The 20245-nt window shown below is 59.9% G+C and carries 18 protein-coding genes; 5 read left to right on the top strand and 13 right to left on the bottom strand.

Annotated features, from left to right (window positions below):
• Positions 1 to 44: 44 nt before the first annotated feature.
• From JQ641_RS14200 to JQ641_RS14165, 8 genes are all read right to left on the bottom strand, one after another.
• Positions 45 to 1229: an alanine racemase gene (locus JQ641_RS14200; RefSeq protein ID WP_502754957.1), complete on the bottom strand. Its 1185-nt coding sequence runs from the start codon at positions 1227 to 1229 to the stop codon at positions 45 to 47.
• A gap of 9 nt (positions 1230 to 1238) precedes the next feature.
• On the bottom strand, positions 1239 to 2111 hold the full coding sequence (locus JQ641_RS14195) for a GNAT family N-acetyltransferase (protein WP_211996575.1): 873 nt from the start codon (positions 2109 to 2111) through the stop codon (positions 1239 to 1241).
• A gap of 184 nt (positions 2112 to 2295) precedes the next feature.
• Positions 2296 to 3606, bottom strand: coding sequence for an NAD(P)/FAD-dependent oxidoreductase (locus JQ641_RS14190; RefSeq protein WP_211996574.1), 1311 nt, complete (start codon positions 3604 to 3606; stop codon positions 2296 to 2298).
• 149 nt (positions 3607 to 3755) lie between these two features.
• Entirely contained in the window at positions 3756 to 4634 is an 879-nt protein-coding gene (locus JQ641_RS14185; RefSeq protein WP_211996573.1) for an ABC transporter permease, read from the bottom strand.
• A 32-nt stretch (positions 4635 to 4666) separates the two neighbouring features.
• Positions 4667 to 5617 carry an ABC transporter permease gene (locus JQ641_RS14180; protein WP_211996572.1) on the bottom strand — a complete coding sequence of 317 codons (951 nt, stop codon included), beginning with the start codon at positions 5615 to 5617 and terminating at the stop codon, positions 4667 to 4669.
• Between the two features lie 85 nt (positions 5618 to 5702).
• Complete coding sequence (locus JQ641_RS14175; protein ID WP_211996571.1) at positions 5703 to 7373, bottom strand: peptide ABC transporter substrate-binding protein; 1671 nt, start codon at positions 7371 to 7373, stop codon at positions 5703 to 5705.
• Positions 7374 to 7407: 34 nt separating this feature from the next.
• On the bottom strand, positions 7408 to 9072 hold the full coding sequence (locus JQ641_RS14170) for an ABC transporter ATP-binding protein (RefSeq protein WP_211996681.1): 1665 nt from the start codon (positions 9070 to 9072) through the stop codon (positions 7408 to 7410).
• Positions 9073 to 9283: 211 nt separating this feature from the next.
• Positions 9284 to 9481 carry a hypothetical protein gene (locus JQ641_RS14165; RefSeq protein WP_211996570.1) on the bottom strand — a complete coding sequence of 66 codons (198 nt, stop codon included), beginning with the start codon at positions 9479 to 9481 and terminating at the stop codon, positions 9284 to 9286.
• 554 nt (positions 9482 to 10035) lie between these two features.
• Here JQ641_RS14165 and JQ641_RS14160 point away from each other — a divergent pair.
• Complete coding sequence (locus JQ641_RS14160; RefSeq protein ID WP_211996569.1) at positions 10036 to 11361, top strand: NAD(P)/FAD-dependent oxidoreductase; 1326 nt, start codon at positions 10036 to 10038, stop codon at positions 11359 to 11361.
• A gap of 303 nt (positions 11362 to 11664) precedes the next feature.
• A complete protein-coding gene (locus JQ641_RS14155) occupies positions 11665 to 12141 on the top strand; it encodes an Lrp/AsnC family transcriptional regulator (protein ID WP_211996568.1) in 477 nt (158 codons plus the stop codon).
• 221 nt (positions 12142 to 12362) lie between these two features.
• Here the strand turns inward: JQ641_RS14155 and JQ641_RS14150 are convergent, their stop codons facing one another.
• Entirely contained in the window at positions 12363 to 13739 is a 1377-nt protein-coding gene (locus JQ641_RS14150) for an aspartate aminotransferase family protein (protein WP_211996567.1), read from the bottom strand.
• 312 nt (positions 13740 to 14051) lie between these two features.
• On the opposite strand from JQ641_RS14150, the gene JQ641_RS14145 reads away from it, so the two are divergent.
• The gene (locus JQ641_RS14145; RefSeq protein ID WP_211996566.1) at positions 14052 to 14741 is read left to right on the top strand and encodes a haloacid dehalogenase type II; all 690 of its coding nucleotides are present in this window, start codon (positions 14052 to 14054) and stop codon (positions 14739 to 14741) included.
• Positions 14742 to 14977: 236 nt separating this feature from the next.
• On the opposite strand, the gene JQ641_RS14140 is transcribed toward JQ641_RS14145, so the two are convergent.
• The 4 genes from JQ641_RS14140 to JQ641_RS14125 form a co-directional block, all read right to left on the bottom strand.
• The gene (locus JQ641_RS14140) at positions 14978 to 16435 is read right to left on the bottom strand and encodes an NAD-dependent succinate-semialdehyde dehydrogenase (protein ID WP_211996565.1); all 1458 of its coding nucleotides are present in this window, start codon (positions 16433 to 16435) and stop codon (positions 14978 to 14980) included.
• Positions 16436 to 16705: 270 nt separating this feature from the next.
• Positions 16706 to 17062: a cupin domain-containing protein gene (locus tag JQ641_RS14135; protein WP_211996564.1), complete on the bottom strand. Its 357-nt coding sequence runs from the start codon at positions 17060 to 17062 to the stop codon at positions 16706 to 16708.
• A 15-nt stretch (positions 17063 to 17077) separates the two neighbouring features.
• Positions 17078 to 18001: a 2-hydroxyacid dehydrogenase gene (locus JQ641_RS14130; RefSeq protein ID WP_211996563.1), complete on the bottom strand. Its 924-nt coding sequence runs from the start codon at positions 17999 to 18001 to the stop codon at positions 17078 to 17080.
• Between the two features lie 16 nt (positions 18002 to 18017).
• A complete protein-coding gene (locus JQ641_RS14125) occupies positions 18018 to 18233 on the bottom strand; it encodes a hypothetical protein (protein WP_211996562.1) in 216 nt (71 codons plus the stop codon).
• Positions 18234 to 18472: 239 nt separating this feature from the next.
• Between JQ641_RS14125 and JQ641_RS14120 the strand changes: the two genes are divergently transcribed.
• Both JQ641_RS14120 and JQ641_RS14115 read left to right on the top strand, forming a co-directional pair.
• Positions 18473 to 19351: a GNAT family N-acetyltransferase gene (locus JQ641_RS14120; protein ID WP_211996561.1), complete on the top strand. Its 879-nt coding sequence runs from the start codon at positions 18473 to 18475 to the stop codon at positions 19349 to 19351.
• Positions 19352 to 19528: 177 nt separating this feature from the next.
• Positions 19529 to 20242 carry an MOSC domain-containing protein gene (locus JQ641_RS14115; RefSeq protein WP_283815192.1) on the top strand — a complete coding sequence of 238 codons (714 nt, stop codon included), beginning with the start codon at positions 19529 to 19531 and terminating at the stop codon, positions 20240 to 20242.
• The last annotated feature ends 3 nt before the right edge of the window (positions 20243 to 20245 follow it).

Genomic DNA, 20245 nt, shown 5'->3' with positions numbered 1-20245 from the left:
GCTGGGCATCCGCAAATCGTGACGGCGCAACTCTGTTTGAGAACCTACCAGCCGCGCATTCGCGGCCACTGAGCTTCGATTGCGCCGCTTCCCGCGGAGACGACATTGTACAGTTCGTGCTGTGACGCCGTCGCGCAGGCGTGATTGGGCAGGACCCTGACCTTCGTGCCGATCGGCAGATCCGGCAGGGTTGCAGCCGATCCGGATCTGATGGCGAGGATGCCGTGCTCCTGGCTCGCCTGCGCGACGATCAGATCCGGATAGAGTTTGCCGGACAGATCGCAGACCAGACCGTAACCCTGGTCGATCCGCTGCGCCGCGGTGCCGCGATCACGTGACAGCGCCATCCAGCCCGCATCGACCAAAATCCAGCCCTTGTCCGGCTTCGTTCCGATGACGGTGGTGAGAACCGAGATCGCGATGTCGTCAGTGGTGCAGACACCGACGCCGTGCATCACCAGATCGAAGAACATGTACACACCGGCCCGCATCTCCGTGACGCCGGTCAGGTCTTCGGCGAAATGGGCGGTCGGCGTCGAACCGACGCTCACGATCGGGCATTCATGCCTCGCCGCCCGCAACGTCTCCGCGGCGGCCACAGCCACCGCCCTTTCGTTCTCCGCAGCCGCGACGAGGGTATCGGGCGTGCAAAGGCTGTAGGATTCGCCCGCGTGAGCGAGGACGCCGGCGAGCTTGACGTCGGCCTCGGCCAGGGCGGCCGCGACGGCGATGAGTCTGGAATCGGTGGCGGTCAGACCGCCGCGGTGGCCGTCGCAGTCGATTTCGATGAAGGCGGATGGCGTCACAGCAGCGGCGCGGCCTGCCTCGCCCAGAATCTTGGCCTGCTCGGACGAATCGAGCAGCACCTTGAGGTCGACGCCGGCTTTCCGGAGACACATCGCCCTCTCAGCGGTGTGCGGTGCCAGGCCCACGGCATAAGTCATGTCCCGAAAACCGTAACTCGCGAAGTACTCCGCCTCCGCCAAGGTGGAGACGGTGATCGGCCCGGGCCCGGACGGACAGGCGCGCCGGGCGACTTCGATGGATTTCGCCGTCTTCATATGGGGCCGCAGCACGACGCCTCGCGCGGCCATACGGGAGGACAGACGGGCGAGATTGCGATCCAGACGGTCCTTGTCGAGCAGGAGGGCCGGCGTCGCCAGCGCGCCGACCCTCGCGGCGGCCTCGCCGGGTCCGGCGTTCGGGATATGCATCTCCAAGCGCGGCATCCCCGTCTCCTAGCCGAATGACTGGTTGGCGAGCGCGAACGTGCGCTCCGGCCCGGTCGATGGCATCTGGGTCCCGAGGACCATGGTGGTGGCGTCGCCGACCTGCTGCAGACCGATGCCTTCGAGCCACTCCCCGAGTTGCGAGGCGGCAGAGGTATCGACCCGGACGAAAACGCTCCCGAGCGGCGCGAGCGCGGCCTCGATCAATGCGCGCGCATCGGTCGGGTTTTCGGCGACCACGGGACCGATGACATGCCCACGGCCGAACAGACGGGAAATGGCGTAGCCGCGGGGTATGCCGTCACGCAAGAGAACATAGCCGTCGCCGACCTCGATCAATCGGTTCAGCATCTCCCGCCTCGTCCAACCGGTGGCCTCGTGATCGAGACCCACAATCGCCTCGATATCCGATGGAGCCATTGCCCTGACGAAGCACGGACCCGGCGCCTCATGGCGTTCCCTGGGAATTCCGTGATGCTGATGGATGATCCCGATGGGGACGAAGCCACGGCGCTGGTAAAGCGCCGTGCCTTCGACAGTCGAGTTCAGCGTGATGATCCGGGGTCGTGCCGCCGCGAGCAGCGCGTCCATCAGCCGGGCCCCGTAACCGCGTCCCTGAACGGTTTTCGAGACGATGATCATTCCGGCGGAAGCATGGGTGTCGCCGTAAGGCCACCAGAGCGCGGTCCCCACCACCGCACCTGCACTAGTCATCACGAAACCGCTGCCAAGCTGCAGCGCAAATTCCCAATCCTTGAGCAGGTACGGCCAAGACATCTCCTGCGAGAGCTTCAGAGCACCTTCCAGATGCGAGCTCGCGAAAGGGACCAGGGCCGCGTCTTCATTCTCGCGATCTCCGGCGTGGGTAGCTGCGGTTGCCATGATGCGTCGACGTCTCTTGCTTGGGTTGCCGGACTAATCGCCAGTGCCTGACGCGGCGAGATCCATTTGACGATGCTCACACGAACTGCAGCGTATCTTGGGTCCGACGGCATTACGCAATCAGACTGAAGCAAAGTACGGCACGGTATTGCATTGATGGTACGGTAGAAGGGACGATGTGCCGTCAGCGACGGTCGCGCCACAGCGCGAACCGATCCTGCATCCGATATCCCCAGATGATGGCGGGCATGAACCAGGGATCGCCACGATAGAGCGGGATGGAGGCCGGCGGACGGAAGTCAAAGGCGGTGCGTGCCGCCTCGTTGTGTCCCATCAGCTTGTGGGCCGCATGCATTCCGATCCACGGCGCCCAGACGACGCCTGAGCCGCAGAAGCCGGTGGCGTAGACCACACCGTCCTTTTCGAAGATGCGCGGGAGCATGTCGCGATTCATCGCCACATTGCCGAACCAGCTGTGCGAAAGGCGAACGTTCTCCAGTTCCGGAAAAAGGTTCACCAGCCCGTTGCGCAGAAGGAGCTTCGGAGCCACCGGGTTACCCACACGAGAACTGTCGCGCCCCCCTAAAAGGATACGTTTGCCGTCCGGCGAAGGTCGGTAATAGAAGCCGACCTGGCGGTTCTCCGTCATCATCATGCGTTTTGGCATCAGCCGCGCCATGACTTCAGGTGCAAGCTCTTCGGTTGCAATGATCCGGCTGCGAACCGGGACCAGCCTGCGGCGCAGGAAGGGTACCGCGCCATCGGTGTAGCCATTCGTACAAACCAGCACCTGACGCGCCTGTACCGATCCGGCCGAGGTCACGACGCGGAATCCGGAGCCATCCCTCTCGATTGAGATGACCGGCGTGCGTGCCTGGACCACCATTCCCGAAGCGAGCGCCACTCGAAGGAGTTCAGCGTGAAACTTCGCCGGGTGTAGCCCGCCGATATCCATTCGGACCGTGCCACCACGGTAGAAGTCGGTGCCGATATAGTTGCGCTGCTCGGCATACGGAACCGCGTGAGACTCGATCCGCAATTTCTTCGAGAGCGCGTCAGCGCTGCGCGCCATCGTTTCGTATTGTTCATATCCGAACGCACATTTGAACTGTCCAACCAGCTGAAAGTCGCATTCGAGCCGTTCCGTCCTGATGAAATCATACAGGAATTCGCGCGCGATCTTGCCTTCCGCCTCGATCGCCAGCGCCTTGTCTTCGCCGAAGCGTCGAGAGATCGTTGCGTAATCAGGTCGTATGCTTGCGCTGGTTATTCCACCGTTGCGCGTCGAGGCCCCCTCGCCCGGATCCATCGCATCAAAGGCCGCAACCGAACGGCCCTCGCGCGCCAGCACCAACCCGGCCGAAAGGCCGGCATAGCCCGCGCCCACGATCAGCACGTCGAGTTTCTTGGGCAATGGCTGTTGAGGCAGCGGTTTTAGCGGTGAGGCTTCCCACCAATAGGGCGTATCCTTCTCGGCGACTCTCGGCTCGTGCATGTGGCTGACTTCTCGTGTGTTAACGCGTGGCCTGGGATTACTGACAAGATCAGTTGTGATCAGCCAAGACGGTGCTTGCGACGTCTACGCTCGTCACGAAACACTGCTGTAGCCTTCAACGCTGACCTGCCACTCGCATCGCATTGAGCTCAGATGTGATCGTCTCGCACGTCGAGCGCGTCGCGCAGCCCGTCGCCGATGAAATTGAAGCTGGTCACCGCGATCGTAATCGCAGCGCCAGGAATGATGGCAAGCCAGGGCGCGCTGGCCAGGTATTTTTGGGCGCCGTTGAGCATGTTGCCCCAGCTGGGCAGCGGCGGCTGGATCCCAAAACCGAGGAAGCTGATATACGCTTCCAGAAGTATCGCGCGGGCGACCGTCAAACTGGCGGCTACGATGATCGGACCCATGGCGTTGGGCAAGATCTCCCGGAACATGATATGCGTTCCGCTTAGCCCAAGCATCCGACCGGCCTGGACAAACTCACGCTCGCGTAACGAGCGGACCTCAGCCTCGACGATGCGGGCAACTTCCATCCATTTGGTGACTGCGATGATAACCGTGATCATGATGGGGCTGGGCCGCAATGCTGCAGCCAGCGCCAGAACGAGAAAGATCGACGGAAACGACAAGAAGCCATCGACCGTCCGCATCAGGACTGCGCCGATCCAGCCGCCGCGATACCCCGCGACCACGCCGACGAGTGTTCCGATCACGATCGATAATAGCATCGCCGAGAATCCCACCAGCAGCGAGATCCGTCCTGCCATTAGCAGTCGAGCAGCCAAGTCACGCCCCAGCGGATCGGTGCCAAGATAATGATTTCCAGTCATCGGAGGAGCGAAGCGGGCGCGCAAGTCAATGTGGAGCGAGTCATATGGCAGCAGATAGGGGCCCAAGACGCACGCCAGCGTCAGCAGCGTGATCATTGCCAGACCTAGCAGCGCCAGGCGATGGCTAATGAAGCGGATTACCGCGCGGCTGTGCCACCATCGGCTTGGTGCTGTGCTTATGGCGAGAGCGGTCATATCGGTGGCTCCTCTGTCGGGGCTTTGCGGGTTCAAGCCAGACGAATGCGCGGGTCGACAATGGCGACGACGATGTCGGCGATCAGGTTTCCGAGAATGACCAGGATGGCGGAGAATATCAGCAACCCCATCACGACCGGGTAGTCGCTGTAACCGAGGCTGTCGAGAAACAGCCGCCCCATTCCTGGCCAGGTGAAGACCGTCTCGGTGACCAATGCACCCGTTAGAATGCTGGGCAGCTGCACTCCCGCAAGCGTGATCATTGGCAGGAGTGCGTTGCCGACAACATGTTTCAAGAGAATTCGGCGCTCGCTCAAACCCTTGGCACGGGCAGTTTTGACGAAGTCCTGACTAATGGCGTCCAGCGTCGCCGTCCGCATGTAGCGGCTCCAAACCGCGACATGGACAAGTGACAGCACCACGCTTGGCAGGATCAGATGGTGCAGGTAATTCAGAACCGAGCCGTCGCCGATCGTGTACATGTTCCCGGCGGGCACCCAACCCAGCTGCAGGGAGAAGACGTAGATCCCAACAAGCCCGAACCAGAAGGTCGGGATCGATAGCGCGACCATGGCGCCGATCGTTGCCAGATAGTCAAACATCGAATAGCGGTGGGTGGCGCCACGAATACCGATCCAGGTGCCGATCGCGATCGCGATCACCGTCGAGGTACCCATTAGCAGTAGCGTGGCAAAGATATGCCGTCCGATCACGGTCAGCACGGATGTTCCGTCACGGAAGGAGCGGCCCCAGTCGCCTTGCACAAGGCGCCATACCCAGTCGAAATACTGGATCCATAGCGGCCTGTTCAACCCCAACTGTTCCGCCAGCCGCTCCATATCCTGCTGGGTCATGCTTGGATCCCGCGCGTATTGCGACAGGGGGCCGCCTGGAATAAGGCTCAGAATGATGAAGCCGATGATCGAGACGATCACCAGCAGCGCGAGGCTCTGTGAGAGGCGATTCAACAGAAATCCGCGCATTCGGCCCTCCTCCTGAGAATGAGAAATTCAGTAGTACGTTGCCGCCCCGGCCGCCTTTCGCGAGACGGGGCGGCGGCTGCGAATATCAGCTCGCCCAAGACCAGGCGCCGGCATTCCAGGATTCGGTGCGCGTGTTGCCGTTAGACACCGCACCTTGAATCCCTTTCTTGTGCCCCTGCACGGCAATGTTCTGGTAAAGCGGTAGCAAGGGTAGATCATGCCGGACCAGTTCTTGTACGCGGAAGTAGATTGCGCGCCGTGCTTCCGGATCGAAGGTGCGACTGCCTTTCTCCAATAGAGAGTCGACCTCCGGATTGACGTATTGCGCATTGTTTGAGCCGCGACCGCCTTTATTACCGATCGCATTCGAATGCAGGCGGTTGGTGACGTCCGGGTCTGCGCCTATCAAATAAGTGCTGCCTACTATGACCGAATCGAAACGCGATCGTTGCCAGAATTCGCCCCACATCACCGCGGCGGGAAGGTTGGAGATGGTCATTTCGACGCCGATCTCTGCAAACGCCTGCTGCAGATACTGCTGCACCTGCTCGCGAAGGGGGTCGCCTGACGTGGTCGAGTTGGTAAAAGACAGACGCACCCCGTCCTTTACCCGGATCCTATCCTTCCCTGGCACCCAGCCGGCCGCGTCGAGGATCTGCTGCGCACGCTTGACGCTGAACTCCTGCACCGGCAGGCCCGGGTTATAATAAAAAGACTGCCGCGGCATGAAGGTCTCAGTCGGAGTCGGTACGCCGTAATAGAGCCCGTCGATAATTGCCTTCTTGTCGATCGCTGCATAGAGCGCCTGACGGACCTGCAGCTCCTTGAACTGCGGGCGCTCGAGATTCAGGTAAAAAGACTCGAATGAGGATTTGGGCTCCAGCGTTACCACCCGGCTCGGCAGCTTGCGAGCTTCCTCGTAATGATCGGGGCTGATGTATGTCTGGCCCACGAGGTCTATGTCACCGCTCTTGAATTGGGTGTAGAGGACGGTGAGATCAGGGATGTATTTGAAGATCAGGCGCTCGATATAAGGACCATCACCGAAATAATTCGAGTTGGCGACAAGCTCGACGCGGTCGCCGGGAACGCGCGTGCCCCACTTGAATGCACCAGTACCGATTGGCGCCTGGTTGAAGGCGGCATTGTTTGGATCAGCCTCCTTCTCCAGGATGTGCTTCGGCACAACGAAGGTTTCGGTCAGGAACGACAGGTACGGTGCGAAGGCCTGCTCCATCCGCCATGTGATCTCGACAGGCGAGACCACGGCGATGTCGCGCACCAACGAGTGCCCCGTTGTACGCCAACTGCGGAAGTTCGGTTTCGTGATGAGTTCGAGGGTGAATTTCACGTCCTCAGCCGTGAAAGGCTTGCCGTCGTGCCAACGGACATCGTCGCGCAAGCGGATCCGCCATTTCAGGCCGTCCTCGGAAATGCCGCCGTTCTTTTGGGTCGGCACTTCGACGGCAAGGTTCGGCTGAATTACGCCTTTGGGATCGATGCGAAAGAGCGCATCGAAAACCGAGAAATGGACGCCGTCATCGACCTCGATATGTGCCATCAGCGGATTAAAGACCGTGGGCTCTTGCGAGAGTCCAACGACAATCCGACCCTTGGGAGTTCGTGCAGCTTTTTGGCCGAAGGCGGGCTTGGTCAACAGATGAGGCGCGAAGATGCCGGCGGCTCCGCCTAAGGCCATCATTCGCAATGTGTCGCGTCGCGAATAGCTGGATGCTGATTTGGAATGTTTGGTCATGGTTTCCTCCTTGTAGCGGTATCCGTCGTTACGCTCATCGATTTGCCGAAGCCTGGCGGGCATGTTCCGGCTTCTCTCCAGGAATCGCCGCCACCAGTTCGCGCGTGTAGGATGATTTCGGGTTCAGGAAGATCTGCGAGGGCGGTCCGCGTTCGACGATCCGCCCGCGCTGCATCACGGCGATCTCGTCGCAGATCTGGCTGGCCACGCGCAGATCGTGGGTAATGAATATCATTGAGACGCCGGTCTCCCGCTGGATCTGATCCAGCAACTTCAAGATCTGGGCCTGGATCGACACATCGAGCGCTGAAACTGCTTCATCGGCAATCAGTAGCGTCGGTTTGAACATCAGCGCCCGAGCAATGCCGATGCGTTGGCGTTGCCCACCGGAGAACTCGTGCGGATAGCGGCCAAAGGCGCCAGCGTCGAGACCCACATGCGATAGTAGTCCCCGGGCCTCCTCGCGTGCTTGCGCAGAAGGCATTCCATGCGCGATCGGACCTACCGTAAGGATATGACCGATCGTCGAGCGCGGGTTGAGGGAGGCGAAAGGATCTTGAAAGATCATCTGGATTCGCGGCCGCAGTGGGCGGAACCCGGCTTCAGAAAGCCCGGCAATGTCGCGGCCCTCGAACAGAATCCGACCGCCGTCACTGTCCATCAGTTTGATCAAAAGCCGCCCTAGTGACGACTTGCCGGAGCCGCTTTCACCGACGACGCCGAGTGTCCGCCCAGGTGCCAGGTCGAACGATACGTCGTTTACCGCCGGCACAGTCCGCGTCGCGCCGAACCATTTGGCGCCGCTGCGATAGGTTTTCACCAAACCGTTAACCTGCAGGATTGGCGCTTTCCCGGCAGCTTCCAGAGGAATCCGGTCCTTGCCTGTCAGATGGGGAACGGCCGCAATGAGCCGCCGCGTGTAAGGGTGGCCGGGCGATTGCAGAACCTGAACGGCGCTGCCCTGCTCGACGACATGGCCTTTCTCCATCACCACGACGCTGTCGGCGATCTCGGCCACCACCCCAAAATCATGCGTGATGAACATCACGCTCATTCCCTTGCGGCGCTGAATGTCGCGGATCAGCTTCAGGATCTGCGCCTGGGTGGTCACGTCGAGTGCGGTTGTCGGTTCGTCTGCGATCAGGATCGCGGGCTCGAGCGCCAGGGCTATCGCGATCATCACGCGCTGTCGCTGCCCACCCGAAAGCCGGAACGGATACTGATGATACATGAGCTGCACATCGGGCAGACCCACTTCGGTCAGCAACTCGATCGCGCGGCTGCGACGGGATTTCGGTGTGCCGAAGCCATGAGCCGCCATGGCTTCGTCGATCTGCGCCCCCACCGTCATCAGCGGATTGAGCGCTGAGAGCGGGTCCTGAAAGATCATTGACACGACCCGTCCGCGCAGGCCGCGCAGCTTGTCGGAAGGCAGACCCGCGATGTTCATTCCGTCGAGGTGGATTGCGCCAGAGGAAACCCGGATCACCTTGGGCAGAAGTCCCATGATCGCGTTGGCCGTGACCGACTTTCCCGATCCGGATTCTCCAATGATGCACAGGATCTGACCGCGCTTCAGATCGAAGGAAACATTCTCGACGGCAAATGCCCGCTCCATCCCCCCCGGCAGGCTTATGCAAAGGTCGCGCACCGAGAGCGCCACGTCTTGGGAGTCTGCAGCCTGGATGCTAGAGGCCATCAGAGTATCCTCCCCTTTCAACGGCATCGGGACATCCTGCTGTGAATTGAGGCTTCGGACGCTTTTGGCTGCGCGATCGGACAGGTCGAGAACTCGCCGTTCATACTGGCATTCCCTGGTCGGAAGCTGCGACATGGATTCTGACCTCTATGCTCGACGAGCAAGAGCTGTGCCGCTCAAGACGCAGCGTTGCCCGCGTTCGCCAAATCGATCAGTGATCGAAACTGATATCGGGCTTGGTGAACTGCCCAGCCTCGGCCGCGATGACGGCAGGTCTATCCTCAGTCACGCTCTCGAAATCGATCATCGTACCTGCGGCATCAAAGCTTTTGTAGCGGAACGCCATGAGAGGCGTGACGGCTTCCGCTAAGGTCAGTTCCTCGGCAAGGCCCATGTCGATGGCTCCCATTATGATCCTCGACTCTTTGATCGAGATTCTTGCTTGATGCTCACGAGTTTGGCCGCTTCGGTCCTCCCAGAGTCGCCGAAACGCGGCACGCGGGCGGCAGGAACTTCTGAAAACGAAGTCCGATTTGGCATTTCGCTCTGCGTTGCGATGCCTCCAACATCACCCCGGGGACGCGCGCCCGGTACGCCCGCGCCTGACGAGAACCCCCGCATACTCGTCCATAGGGTTCGTCAGCTTGGCACGTACTGCCCCCGCGGCAAGGACCCGGTGGGCTCGAAGACAGCCTTCAGCGGTCCTGCAAAGAACGCATCACCACCAAGAACTGCGTGCTGATTTCATTGCTGCACGCCCTCATTCTCGACTGACGCCGATCTGATTACGGAGAGCATATGCCTGGTCTCTGCCTCTGAGGTACGGCGCGAGCGATCTGTTCTCGCAACAAAAGCTTGTAATGAAGGTAGCAAACCGCAGGATATTCCGTCTGACCAGAAAACTCGGCAAGGCGCATCCGCGGAAGCTCGGTACGATACCTCAAACGCCGGAGTCCTCGCTCGATGAGCGCGCCACTGATCCATATCGAATCCAGTCCGTCTCTGCCTCAAGAGGCTGACGTCGTCGTCATTGGCGGCGGCGTGGTGGGCGTGTTCACGGCCTACTATCTTGCCCGCCGCGGCGTTAAGGTCGCCTTGCTCGAAAAGGGGCGCGTCGCCGCCGAGCAGTCCAGCCGCAACTGGGGATGGTGTCGTCAACAGAATCGCGATGCACGCGAGCTACCGATCGCCACCAAGAGTCTCGATCTCTGGGAGAGAGTAGCACAGGAGACCGGGGAAGACACCGGTTTCCGCCGCTGCGGGCTTCTCTATCTGTCGAACGACGAGAAAGAGCTGACCGGCTGGGCGAACTGGCGCGATTTTGCAAGGACGGTCGGCGTTACGACGCACATGTTGAGCACGGAAGAAGCGAGCGAGAGAGGCAAAGCGACGGGCCGCAAATGGAAAGGTGGCGTCTTCTCGCCAACCGACGGAACGGCCGACCCTTCGAAGGCTGTGCCCATCGCCGCGCGTGCGATCATGACGGCTGGCGGCACGGTGCACCAGCATTGCGCCGCTCGCGGCGTAGAGCTCAGTGCCGGCCGGGTGAGCGGCGTGGTGACCGAACTGGGCACAATCCGGACGAAGACGGTGGTAATGGCAGGAGGGGCGTGGGCTTCTTCTTTCTGCAACCAGCTCGGCATTCGCTTCCCGCAGGCTTCCGTTCGCCAATCCATCCTCGCGACGGCTCCAGGCGCAGCCGGTCTGCCCGATGCTTTGCACACTGCGCTCGTGTCACTTACGCGGCGCAGCAGCGGCGGATACACGCTGGCGATTAGCGGGCGCGCGCGAGTCGATCCAACGCCGCAGCAATTCAGGTTCGGCCGCGAATTCGTGCCGATGTTCGCTCGCCGCTGGCGCAGTCTCGCCCCTGGCGCATTCGAGGGCATGCGCCAGGGGCACGAATCCCTGGCGAAATGGGCGCTCGGTGAGGTGACCCCGATGGAGCTGAACCGGACACTTAATCCCCGCCCCGACATGCGGCAGATTCGGGCGACACATCAAAGAGCTTGCGAATTGCTGCCCGAGCTTCGGCGCGTCGCAATCACCAATGTCTGGGCCGGCTATATCGACAGCACACCGGATGGCGTTCCCGCAATCGGTGAAGTGGAGGCGATCCCAGGCTTTGTCCTCGCGGCCGGATTCAGCGGTCATGGCTTCGGGATTGGCCCTGGCGCAGGACATATGATTGCCGACATCATCACCGGCAGCGAGCCGATCGTCGACCCGCGTCCCTACAGGCCGGAGCGTCTGAAAATGGGCGCTTGGGGCAAGGTCGCCGACTTCTGAAAAGCCTGCTCCGCGAATATTCGATTGACGGACGCCGGGGGGTGGCATCACCTTGGAGAGCCACCGGCGTGTCTTCATGGGCGAACACACGGTGGCCCGCCGAGGTGGCACGGGAGTTGATGCTATGAAAGCGCGCATGTTGCCGACGCCTCAGAGTAACGATTACCATCGTCGCCCGAATTACTCCGACGGCATACCGTCCGGCCTAGCCGGCGCGGGCAGCCCCGGGGGTCGATCGACCGCCAACATGGACGCCAGGGGGCTTCGGCGAGCCGCGGTTCGAAGGTCTGGTGGGGCCGTCCTATGAAGCTCGACAAGATCGACATAAGGATTTTATGCGAACTGCAAAAAAATGGTCGGGTTTCCAACGTCGAACTCGCGGAGCTGATTCACCTTTCTCCGAGCCCGTGCCTGATGCGCGTCAAAAGGCTCCAGACGGAGGGCTTCATCACCGGTTATTCCGCTCAGATCGATGTTTCAAAGCTTGGACAAACTCTGACCGTCTTTGCCGAGATCACGCTCAAGAACCATCGCCAGATAGATTTCGCTCGCTTTCTAACGACTATCGAAAAGATGGATTCGGTCGTCGAATGCCATCTGGTTTCGGGCGGATATGACTACCTCGTGAAGTTTATCACAGCCGGAATAAGTGAGTACCAGGCGATTATGGAACGTCTCGTCGAATTGGATATCGGCATCGATAAATACTTCAGTTTTGTCGTGCTGAAGTCGCCTATCGTGAAATCCCATCTGCCTCTCGAAAGCATATTCAACGACTGAAGAACGGTTTCCTCTAGCCTTGGCGATGATTGTCCAGACTAGCAGAGTGCCGCGCCAACTCTGCTGCTGATCAAGGCCCTCCACTCGTCACCTATTCAGGCCCTAGCAGCAAGTTGCGGGAATGGTCGGATAATGCGCGATTTCGCTGCACAAAGCGCGTCGGCATCAAGAATAGTCATCGCATCATCCTTCTTCGGATTTCGCAGCGGCAGACGCGATAATTATCCCTTCATCACCGCGCGGACATCCTTGTCTTCGAGGGTCTGGTCGAGCGTCGTCCGGGTTCGTTCGATGATGCCGTCAATCTCCCCATGCGTGCAGCAAAGCGGTGGCGCATAGCCCAGCACGCCCTGGGCAAAGGCGCGGATGACGAGGCCGTTATCCCATGCGCGGTCGAAGATGCGGCGCGCTGCGTCGGCTTCCGGTGGCAGGGGCGTCTTGCGCTCCTTGTCCGTGACAAGCTCAATTGCGGCCAGCATCCCGCGACCACGGACATCGCCGACGAGTGGATGATCGGCAAGCGAGCGAAGCCCCTCCATCAAGCGGTGGCCGGCCTTCCGCCCATTTTCCAGCAAGCCATTCTGGTAAAGGTCAAGGCACGCGAGCCCAACCGCCGCACTGACGGGATGTCCGGAATAGGTGTAGCCATGACCGACGGCCGCCTTGCCGGCCCCATCCGCGATCGTATTGTAAACGCGGTCCGACATGAAAACGGCTCCCATCGGCACATAGCCCGACGTCAGCCCCTTTGCGGTGGTCATGAAATCCGGCACAACATCGTCTTCTTCGCAGGCAAAAAATGGGCCGACTCGACCAAAGCCAGTGATGACCTCATCGGCAACGAACAGAATATCGTTCTCCTTGCAAACAGTGTGCATGGCTTTCAGCCAAGACGGCGGCGGCACAAGGACGCCCCCTGATCCCTGAATTGGCTCGACATAAAAAGCCGCAATGCGATCTGCGCCCAGTTCGGCGATCTTCGCTCGCAGGGCCGCGACCGACGCAGCAATGATTGCCTGGGGATGGGTGCCGACAGGATTGCGATAGGCATAGTGCGACGGAATTTTGTGCTGCCAGCTATAAGGCACCCCAAAGCCCGCATGAAAGGCTGGCAGCGCTGTCAATCCGGATCCTGCCGTCGAGGATCCATGATAGCCCTGCTCCACGGAGATGAACTGGTCCTTCTGCGGCATACCCCTGGCGTGATAGTAGTACCGAATGAAGCGAATCGTGCTGTCGACGGCATCGGAACCACCCAGCGTGAAATAGACGTGGTTCAGATCGCCGGGCGCCAATTCAGCCAGCCTGGCGGCGAGACGAATAGCCGGCTCCGATCCCAACCCGAAATATCCCGTCGCATAAGGCAGTTCCCGCAGCTGCCTCGTGGCTGCTTCAACAATGCTGTCTTGTCCGTACCCGGCATTGACGCACCACAGGCCAGCAAACCCGTCGAGCAATTGATGTCCTGAGGCATCGGTCAGGGTCGCGCCCTTCGCCGATTTTAGCACCCGCACGCCCAGCGCCTCATGGCTGCGATAAGATGAGACCGGGTGAATCAGATGCGCGCGATCCAGCTCGATCAGCGAATTGCTCAACATTTCATTCTCCAAATCAACCCGAAGAGCAAAGTACGATATCGAGGACGGCAGTTCCTCCCAAGCAGCGCCCGGACCAAAGGAGTTGTCACTTTCGTTGGTGATCGATGCCGCATCTTATGCCGGAGCAGGTCCGCCGCGTCGCGGTCCTGCTCAATTCGAAAGGTTGCTTGGCGCAACTCTCTGCCAAAGCTTTGATCCGGTACGACACAATCTGCTTCCGGCTTCAGCAAAAGCGGCGCTTTATCTTCCGAGATCCTCATTATGATGCTGTCGTACCGGCCCAGTGCCGAGAGGATTGGAGGATTCCACGCCATGACGAAGTTCCGACCGAAATACATCACTTTCGATTGCTACGGCACGCTGACGAATTTCGACATGGCCGGCGCGGCAACGAGAGTCTACGGCTCCCAGCTTTCGTCCGTGGCGATGGCAGGGCTCATCAAGGACTTTTCAGCCTATCGTCTGGACGAGGTTCTCGGCGCCTGGAAGCCCTACCTCGAGGTCGTGCACAATTCGCTGGAACGCGCCTGCAGGCGCAATGGTGTTGCATTTCGGCCAGAGGACGCACAGCGCATCTACGAGGAAGTGCCGACTTGGGGTCCACATCCCGACGTTCCGGCAGGTCTGGCCCGGGTTGCGAAGGAGATCCCACTGGTCATCCTGTCGAACTCCATGAAGAGCCTCATCATGTCGAACGTGGAGAAGCTCGGCGCCCCCTTCCACACGGTCATCACAGCCGAGGAAACCGGCGCCTACAAGCCGCACATGAAGGGCTTTGAGTACATGTTTGACAAGCTGGGCTGCGGTCCGGAAGACATCACCCACGTTTCATCCTCCTTCCGCTACGACCTGATGACCGCCTACGACCTGGGCATCAAGAGCAAGGTATGGGTGAACCGCGGTCATGAGCCCGCGAACCCCTTCTATCAGTACACCGAGGTGGATGACATCGGCGGGCTCGCCGCGGCAGTCGGTTTGGAGCCCCTTCGAAAAAGCGCGTGAATGCGTATCCTTCTCGGGCCCTTTCGCTGCACTTCAGACCTTCGAAGACTTCAATAGAGACCGATGCGCGATGAATAAAGGGGGCGGTTCAGCCGCCCCCTTTTCCGTGTTTCGGCTAATCCGATAGATATTGCGTTACTTCGCGGTTGAGGCATCATCCTATTTATCGCGCGGACGCGACCCGCCGCAGAATCGAAACCCCTTCGATTCCCTTCCCGAAACCGGGAAGCGGCCCCTCATTCCAACCCGCCGACATGAAGTGTTTTGATCTCGAGATATTCTTCTATCCCGAGCTGGGATCCTTCACGCCCTAGTCCCGACTGCTTTACACCGCCGAAAGGCGCAACTTCGGTTGAGATCAGGCCAGTGTTCAAGCCTACCATTCCGAACTCCAGCGCCTCGGCAACACGCCATGAGCGCTTCAGGTTTTCCGTGTAGAAATAGGCAGCAAGGCCGAATGGCGTGCCGTTTGCGATCGCAATCGCTTCGTCCTCGGTCTTGAAGCGGAAAAGCGGAGCGACCGGTCCGAAAGTCTCTTCTGAAGCCAACAGCATCTCGGTCGTTGCGTCACCGAGCACGACGGGACGGGCATACTGCCGACCTTCCGGCATACCTTCGCTTTGCGAGATGATCCTCGCGCCTTTATCCAAGGCGTCCGAGATGTGCCGCTTGATCTTTTCTATCGCCGCGCCATTGATCATCGGCCCGATTGCAACCCCTTCTTCCGTGCCGGCGCCGACCTTCATTTTCGCGACCCGGCTGGCGAGCTTTTCTGCAAAAGCGTCGTAAATGCCGGCTTGAACGAGAATGCGATTGCAGCAGACGCAGGTCTGCCCGCCATTGCGGAACTTCGATGCAATCGCCCCCTCCACCGCCAGGTCGACGTCGGCATCGTCAAAGACGATGAATGGTGCATTACCGCCGAGTTCAAGACTGAGCTTCTTGATGTTGTCGGCGGCGCCTTTCATCAGCAACGCGCCTACGCGAGTCGATCCGGTAAACGAGATCTTGCGCACGGTTTCGTTGGCCATCAGCTCATTGCCGATTTCCGCGGGCATGCCAGTCACGATATTGATGACGCCCGCCGGAATCCCTGCCCGCTCCGCCAGAACGCCGATCGCGAGCGCCGAAAACGGCGTAAATTCAGATGGCTTGATGACCACGGTGCAGCCCGCAGCCAGCGCAGGGGCCACCTTGCGCGTAATCATGGCGTTTGGGAAATTCCAGGGGGTGATGATCCCGCAGACGCCTACCGCCTCTTTCAGTACCAGAATGCGGCGGTCGGCAGTGGGTGAAGGAATAGTCGAGCCATTGATCCTGCGCGCCTCTTCCGCAAACCATTTTACGAAGGATACCCCATAGCGGATTTCTCCGAGCGATTCGGCGAGCGGCTTGCCCTGTTCCAGCGTCAGCAAAAGCGCCAAATCCTGCTCATGTTGCCGCATCAGTTCATGCCATCGCTCCAAGAGCGCTGCACGCTCAGCATGAGTCTTTTTCTTCCAGCGCTTGAAAGCATCGGCCGCAGCGTCAATTGCAGCCCTGGTCTCGTCGCGGCCCATATCGGGAATGGTGCCTAGAACTTGCTGACTGGCAGGATCGATGACATCGACGGTCGATTTCGCGTTCGCATCCCGCCAGTTGCCGCCGATCAACGCCTGCTGGCGAAACAGATACTTGTCCTTCAATGCGATCATCTTCTTTCCCTTCGGGGCCAACCCCGCCGTCACTGCGATGCGTAGTCGCCTCTTGTCCTCGCCCACGAGCGAGTCTGCCCGACGTTCGACGAGCACGCTGTTGGATTTGCGATTAGTGAAATAGAATCGTCTTATCCGAGCAGTACAGGATCGACCGCCGCATTTTTCATCGAGAATGAACTGCCTGACGGCGTTGAATCGGGTCAGGCGCGGCTTGGAAAGTCGATTGTTCTGGCGGGCCGTATATTTGGACCGCTCTGAGCTTTATGCTCAGTCATAAGCGCAGACGTAGATCTTTCGCACGGTCTCGATCGTGCGCCAGACGCCGACAAACCCCGGTTTCATCACAAAGCTGTCGCCAGCGCGGTAAGTCTTCGTCTCACCATCCTTTTCCTCAATTTCGATGAGACCCGAGATGATGTGACAAAACTCGTAGGTGGTGCCCTTGATGGAATGGGTCTCGCCGGGCGTTGCTTCCCAGACGCCGGTTAGTACCTTCTCTCCTTTCGAAGCGTCCTGCGCCCAGGTCTTGAAGGATGGATTGCCCGAAATCAGACGTTCCGGATCAGGCAAGGCGTTCTTTGGTGCGAAGTCCGGATTGGTATCGATTGTAATCAGAAGTGACATGGGATCGTTTCCTGGTTAGTAGCCGCGCGTTCGATCGACGAGGCCGATCGGACTTTTCCCGGCGCGGTGGCGCCGGATGTTTTCTATTACGGATAGTGCTGCCGTATGCGGCTGCGTCACGGAGGCGATATGCGGCGTTATCATCACCTTCGGGTGCGACCAGAGCGCATGGCCTTCCGGCAGCGGCTCGGGGTCGGTGACATCGAGTATGGCTGCTGCAAGGCGGCCGCCGTCGAGCGCCTCGATGAGTGCGGCCTGGTCAAGCTGCGGGCCGCGGCCAACATGCAGCAGTCGCGCTCCCGTCGGCAAGAACGAGAAGAGCCTTGCGTTCAGAATGCCACGGGTCTGCTCCGTCAGCGGCAAGAGACAGACCAGAATATCCGTCTCCATCAGAAAGCCGGCAAGCTGATCTTCGCCGTGAAAGCAGGTGACCCCCTCGACCAGCTTTTTGCTGCGGCTCCATGCGGCAAGAGGGAATCCAAAGGGTTTGAGGCGGTCGATTGCCGCATGCGCCAGCATGCCAAGGCCCAGGAAACCCACGCGGCGCTCCGCCGTCTGCGGACTGGTGAGGGCTTGCCACATGGCCCTTCTCTGCTGCTCCCGATATGCGAGCATCTCGCGATGGAGCGCCAGCACGCCAAGGACGACGTATTCTTGCATCATGCGTATGATGCCATCCTCGACCATGCGAACCACTTTCACATGGTCGGGTATGATCTCCGGCTTGAACTGATCAACCCCTGCACCGATGGAGAAGAGCACCTCCAGATTGCGATAACGCGAAACATCGTCCGGCACGTTCCAGGTCAGGAGGTACCTCACCTTGTCGGAGTCGATATTTTCACTACAGTGGTAGAATTCCAGGTCCGGGAGCTCGCGCGCAAAGATCTGGCGGAAAACTGCCCCTCTTGCGGCATCGGAATTGAAAAGAAACCCCATCGACGAACCCTTCGTGTCACACGGCGAGGCGCGCGCCGAGATGCTCGATCAATTGTTGGCACGTAGCGAGTTCGCCGGTCTCGATGTAGTCATGGAGGCAATCGGCATGACTGACATCGCCGGGATCGCAAATGACCGTGTCGGCGCCGGCCTGCTGATGAAGTCCAGCCGCGGCATTGAGCCCCAAAACGGGAAACGCGACGAGCCTCGCGCGGATTTCTTCAACCTTCATGGGGCCCACTCTGCCAACGCAATTCGCTAGATATCGACAGCGTAACCGCAAGCAGGAGCTTTCCCTGCCGAATTGCGTTGCGCTATAGGCCGAAGATTTCGAAGACTTGCCCAAAACAGGTGAAACCTGCTGCCTTTCCGTGCAATGCTGCGGCAAACACGTCTGCTGCCATAATCCGACAGCAGGATCAGAAGGCACGACAAGCCATAGACTTTGGCATTCCGCGAAGGGACGGATGAATGGGACGATCGGTACGCCTGAAGTCCTTCGAATTGGTCGCGCGGGACATTCGCGAAATTGACGTGAAGCTGCTCCACGCTCTCTCGGTTGCGGTTGGCTGGCCGCATCGGCCCAAGGACTGGGATTTCCTGCGCCGCGCAGGTCAGGGCATCGTCGCTGTTGACGGCATCGGGCGCGTTTTCGGAAGCGCGATGTGGTTCCCGCACGGACGCGAATTCGCCACCATCGGCCTGGTAATCACATCGCCGCGCACCCAAGCACAAGGTAGTGGCCGATGGCTCATGGAACAGGTGTTCGAACGGTGTGGCGATCGGAATTTGAGCCTGAACTCGACCGATGCCGCCTTTCATCTTTATCTTTCGCTGGGCTTCAGCAAGGAAGCGGTCGTGTATCAGTGGCAAGGTGAGGTCGTATCATCCCTCCCTGCGGTGCCAGTTCTGGACGGTGAACTGAGGTCGTTGTCAGCCGACAATCTTCGGGAGATCGCAGCGCTCGATGAGCGCGCGTTCGGAACAAGCCGCCAGAAGCTGCTTGCATTGCTTTCGGAAGGTGCGTCAATCTGCGTTCTGAGCCGCGGCAGCGAGATCGTCGGCTACTCCATGAAGCGCGAGTTCGGGCGTGGTCACGTGATCGGTCCCATCGTCGCCAGCAATGATTGTGACGCGATCCATCTCACGGCCGTGCATCTTAAAGAGCTCACGGGACGGTTCGCCCGCGTCGATACGCGCGAGCAGACGGGTCTCTTTGCTGACTATCTTCAGCAGAGCCGCCTCGGGATAAGCGAGACGGTCATAACCATGTCCAAGGGCCGGCGATTCCTGAACCGAAAGGAAAACGAGCCGTGGGTTTACGGATTGGCCGGTCACGCGTTGAGCTGAAGCTGTATGGACTAGTCCAAGACGTGCATCGGTCGGAGATCCAGTCACTCCATCGGTTCGTCAATTCGACGGTCATCGCTATGTCTTTCAGGAAAGCGCTCGTCGCCATGGCCTTGATGGCCGGGATGACGTCTTCCCAGTCCCAGGTCGTCTACAAGGTGTGAGGCTCAAGCGCCTATGAAGGGTAAGGTCGCAGAACTCTGGCGCTATCCGGTGAGCTCCATGGCAGGCGAACAGCTCGCCGTGGCGCGCGTCGAGGCAGGCGGCATCGCCGGCGACCGGATCTGGGGAGTGCTCGATGAAGCAACCGGCCGTATCGCCTCCCCTGGGCGGGAAAAGCACTTCATCGGCGTGCCGCGCGCGCATGCCAAGATCGCTGATGGCGGCGTCGCCGTTTCGGTCGATGGCAAGAGTTGGGCTGGACCGGAGGACGCCTCGATGCGGGAAGCCTTGTCGAGGACCTTCGGCTTCAAGCCGATGCTGAAGCCGTTCGACCCCATCGGATCGGGCGGTTTCCGTCCTCGCTACGAGCACGCTCCGATCCATCTCTTGACCACGGCTGCACTGCGCAGCCTTAGCCGAGAATTGCCCGACAGCGTCATCGACACGCGCCGCTTCCGTCCGAACATTCTTGTCGACTGGCAGGATGAGGACGAGGCGATGCCTGAAAAAGACTGGATCGGCCGGGAGATCAGGATCGGAGGGGTCATGTTGCGGGGCAAGAGGCCTTGCGGACGCTGCGGCTTTATCACGATCGAGCAGGATCGCTTGCCGGTAGACGTCGAAATCTTGCGCAAAGTGGTCAAGCGTCACGGTCGTGATTTCGGGATTTATTGCGACGTCGTGAATCCGGGGCACGTGACAGCCGGTGCGATGGTCGCCGTTGCGTAAGCT

The organism is Bradyrhizobium sp. JYMT SZCCT0180, assembly GCF_018130165.1.
Classification (GTDB): domain Bacteria; phylum Pseudomonadota; class Alphaproteobacteria; order Rhizobiales; family Xanthobacteraceae; genus Bradyrhizobium.
Note: the sequence above shows the minus strand (reverse complement) of the source record. Positions and strands in the feature narration are given on the sequence as shown.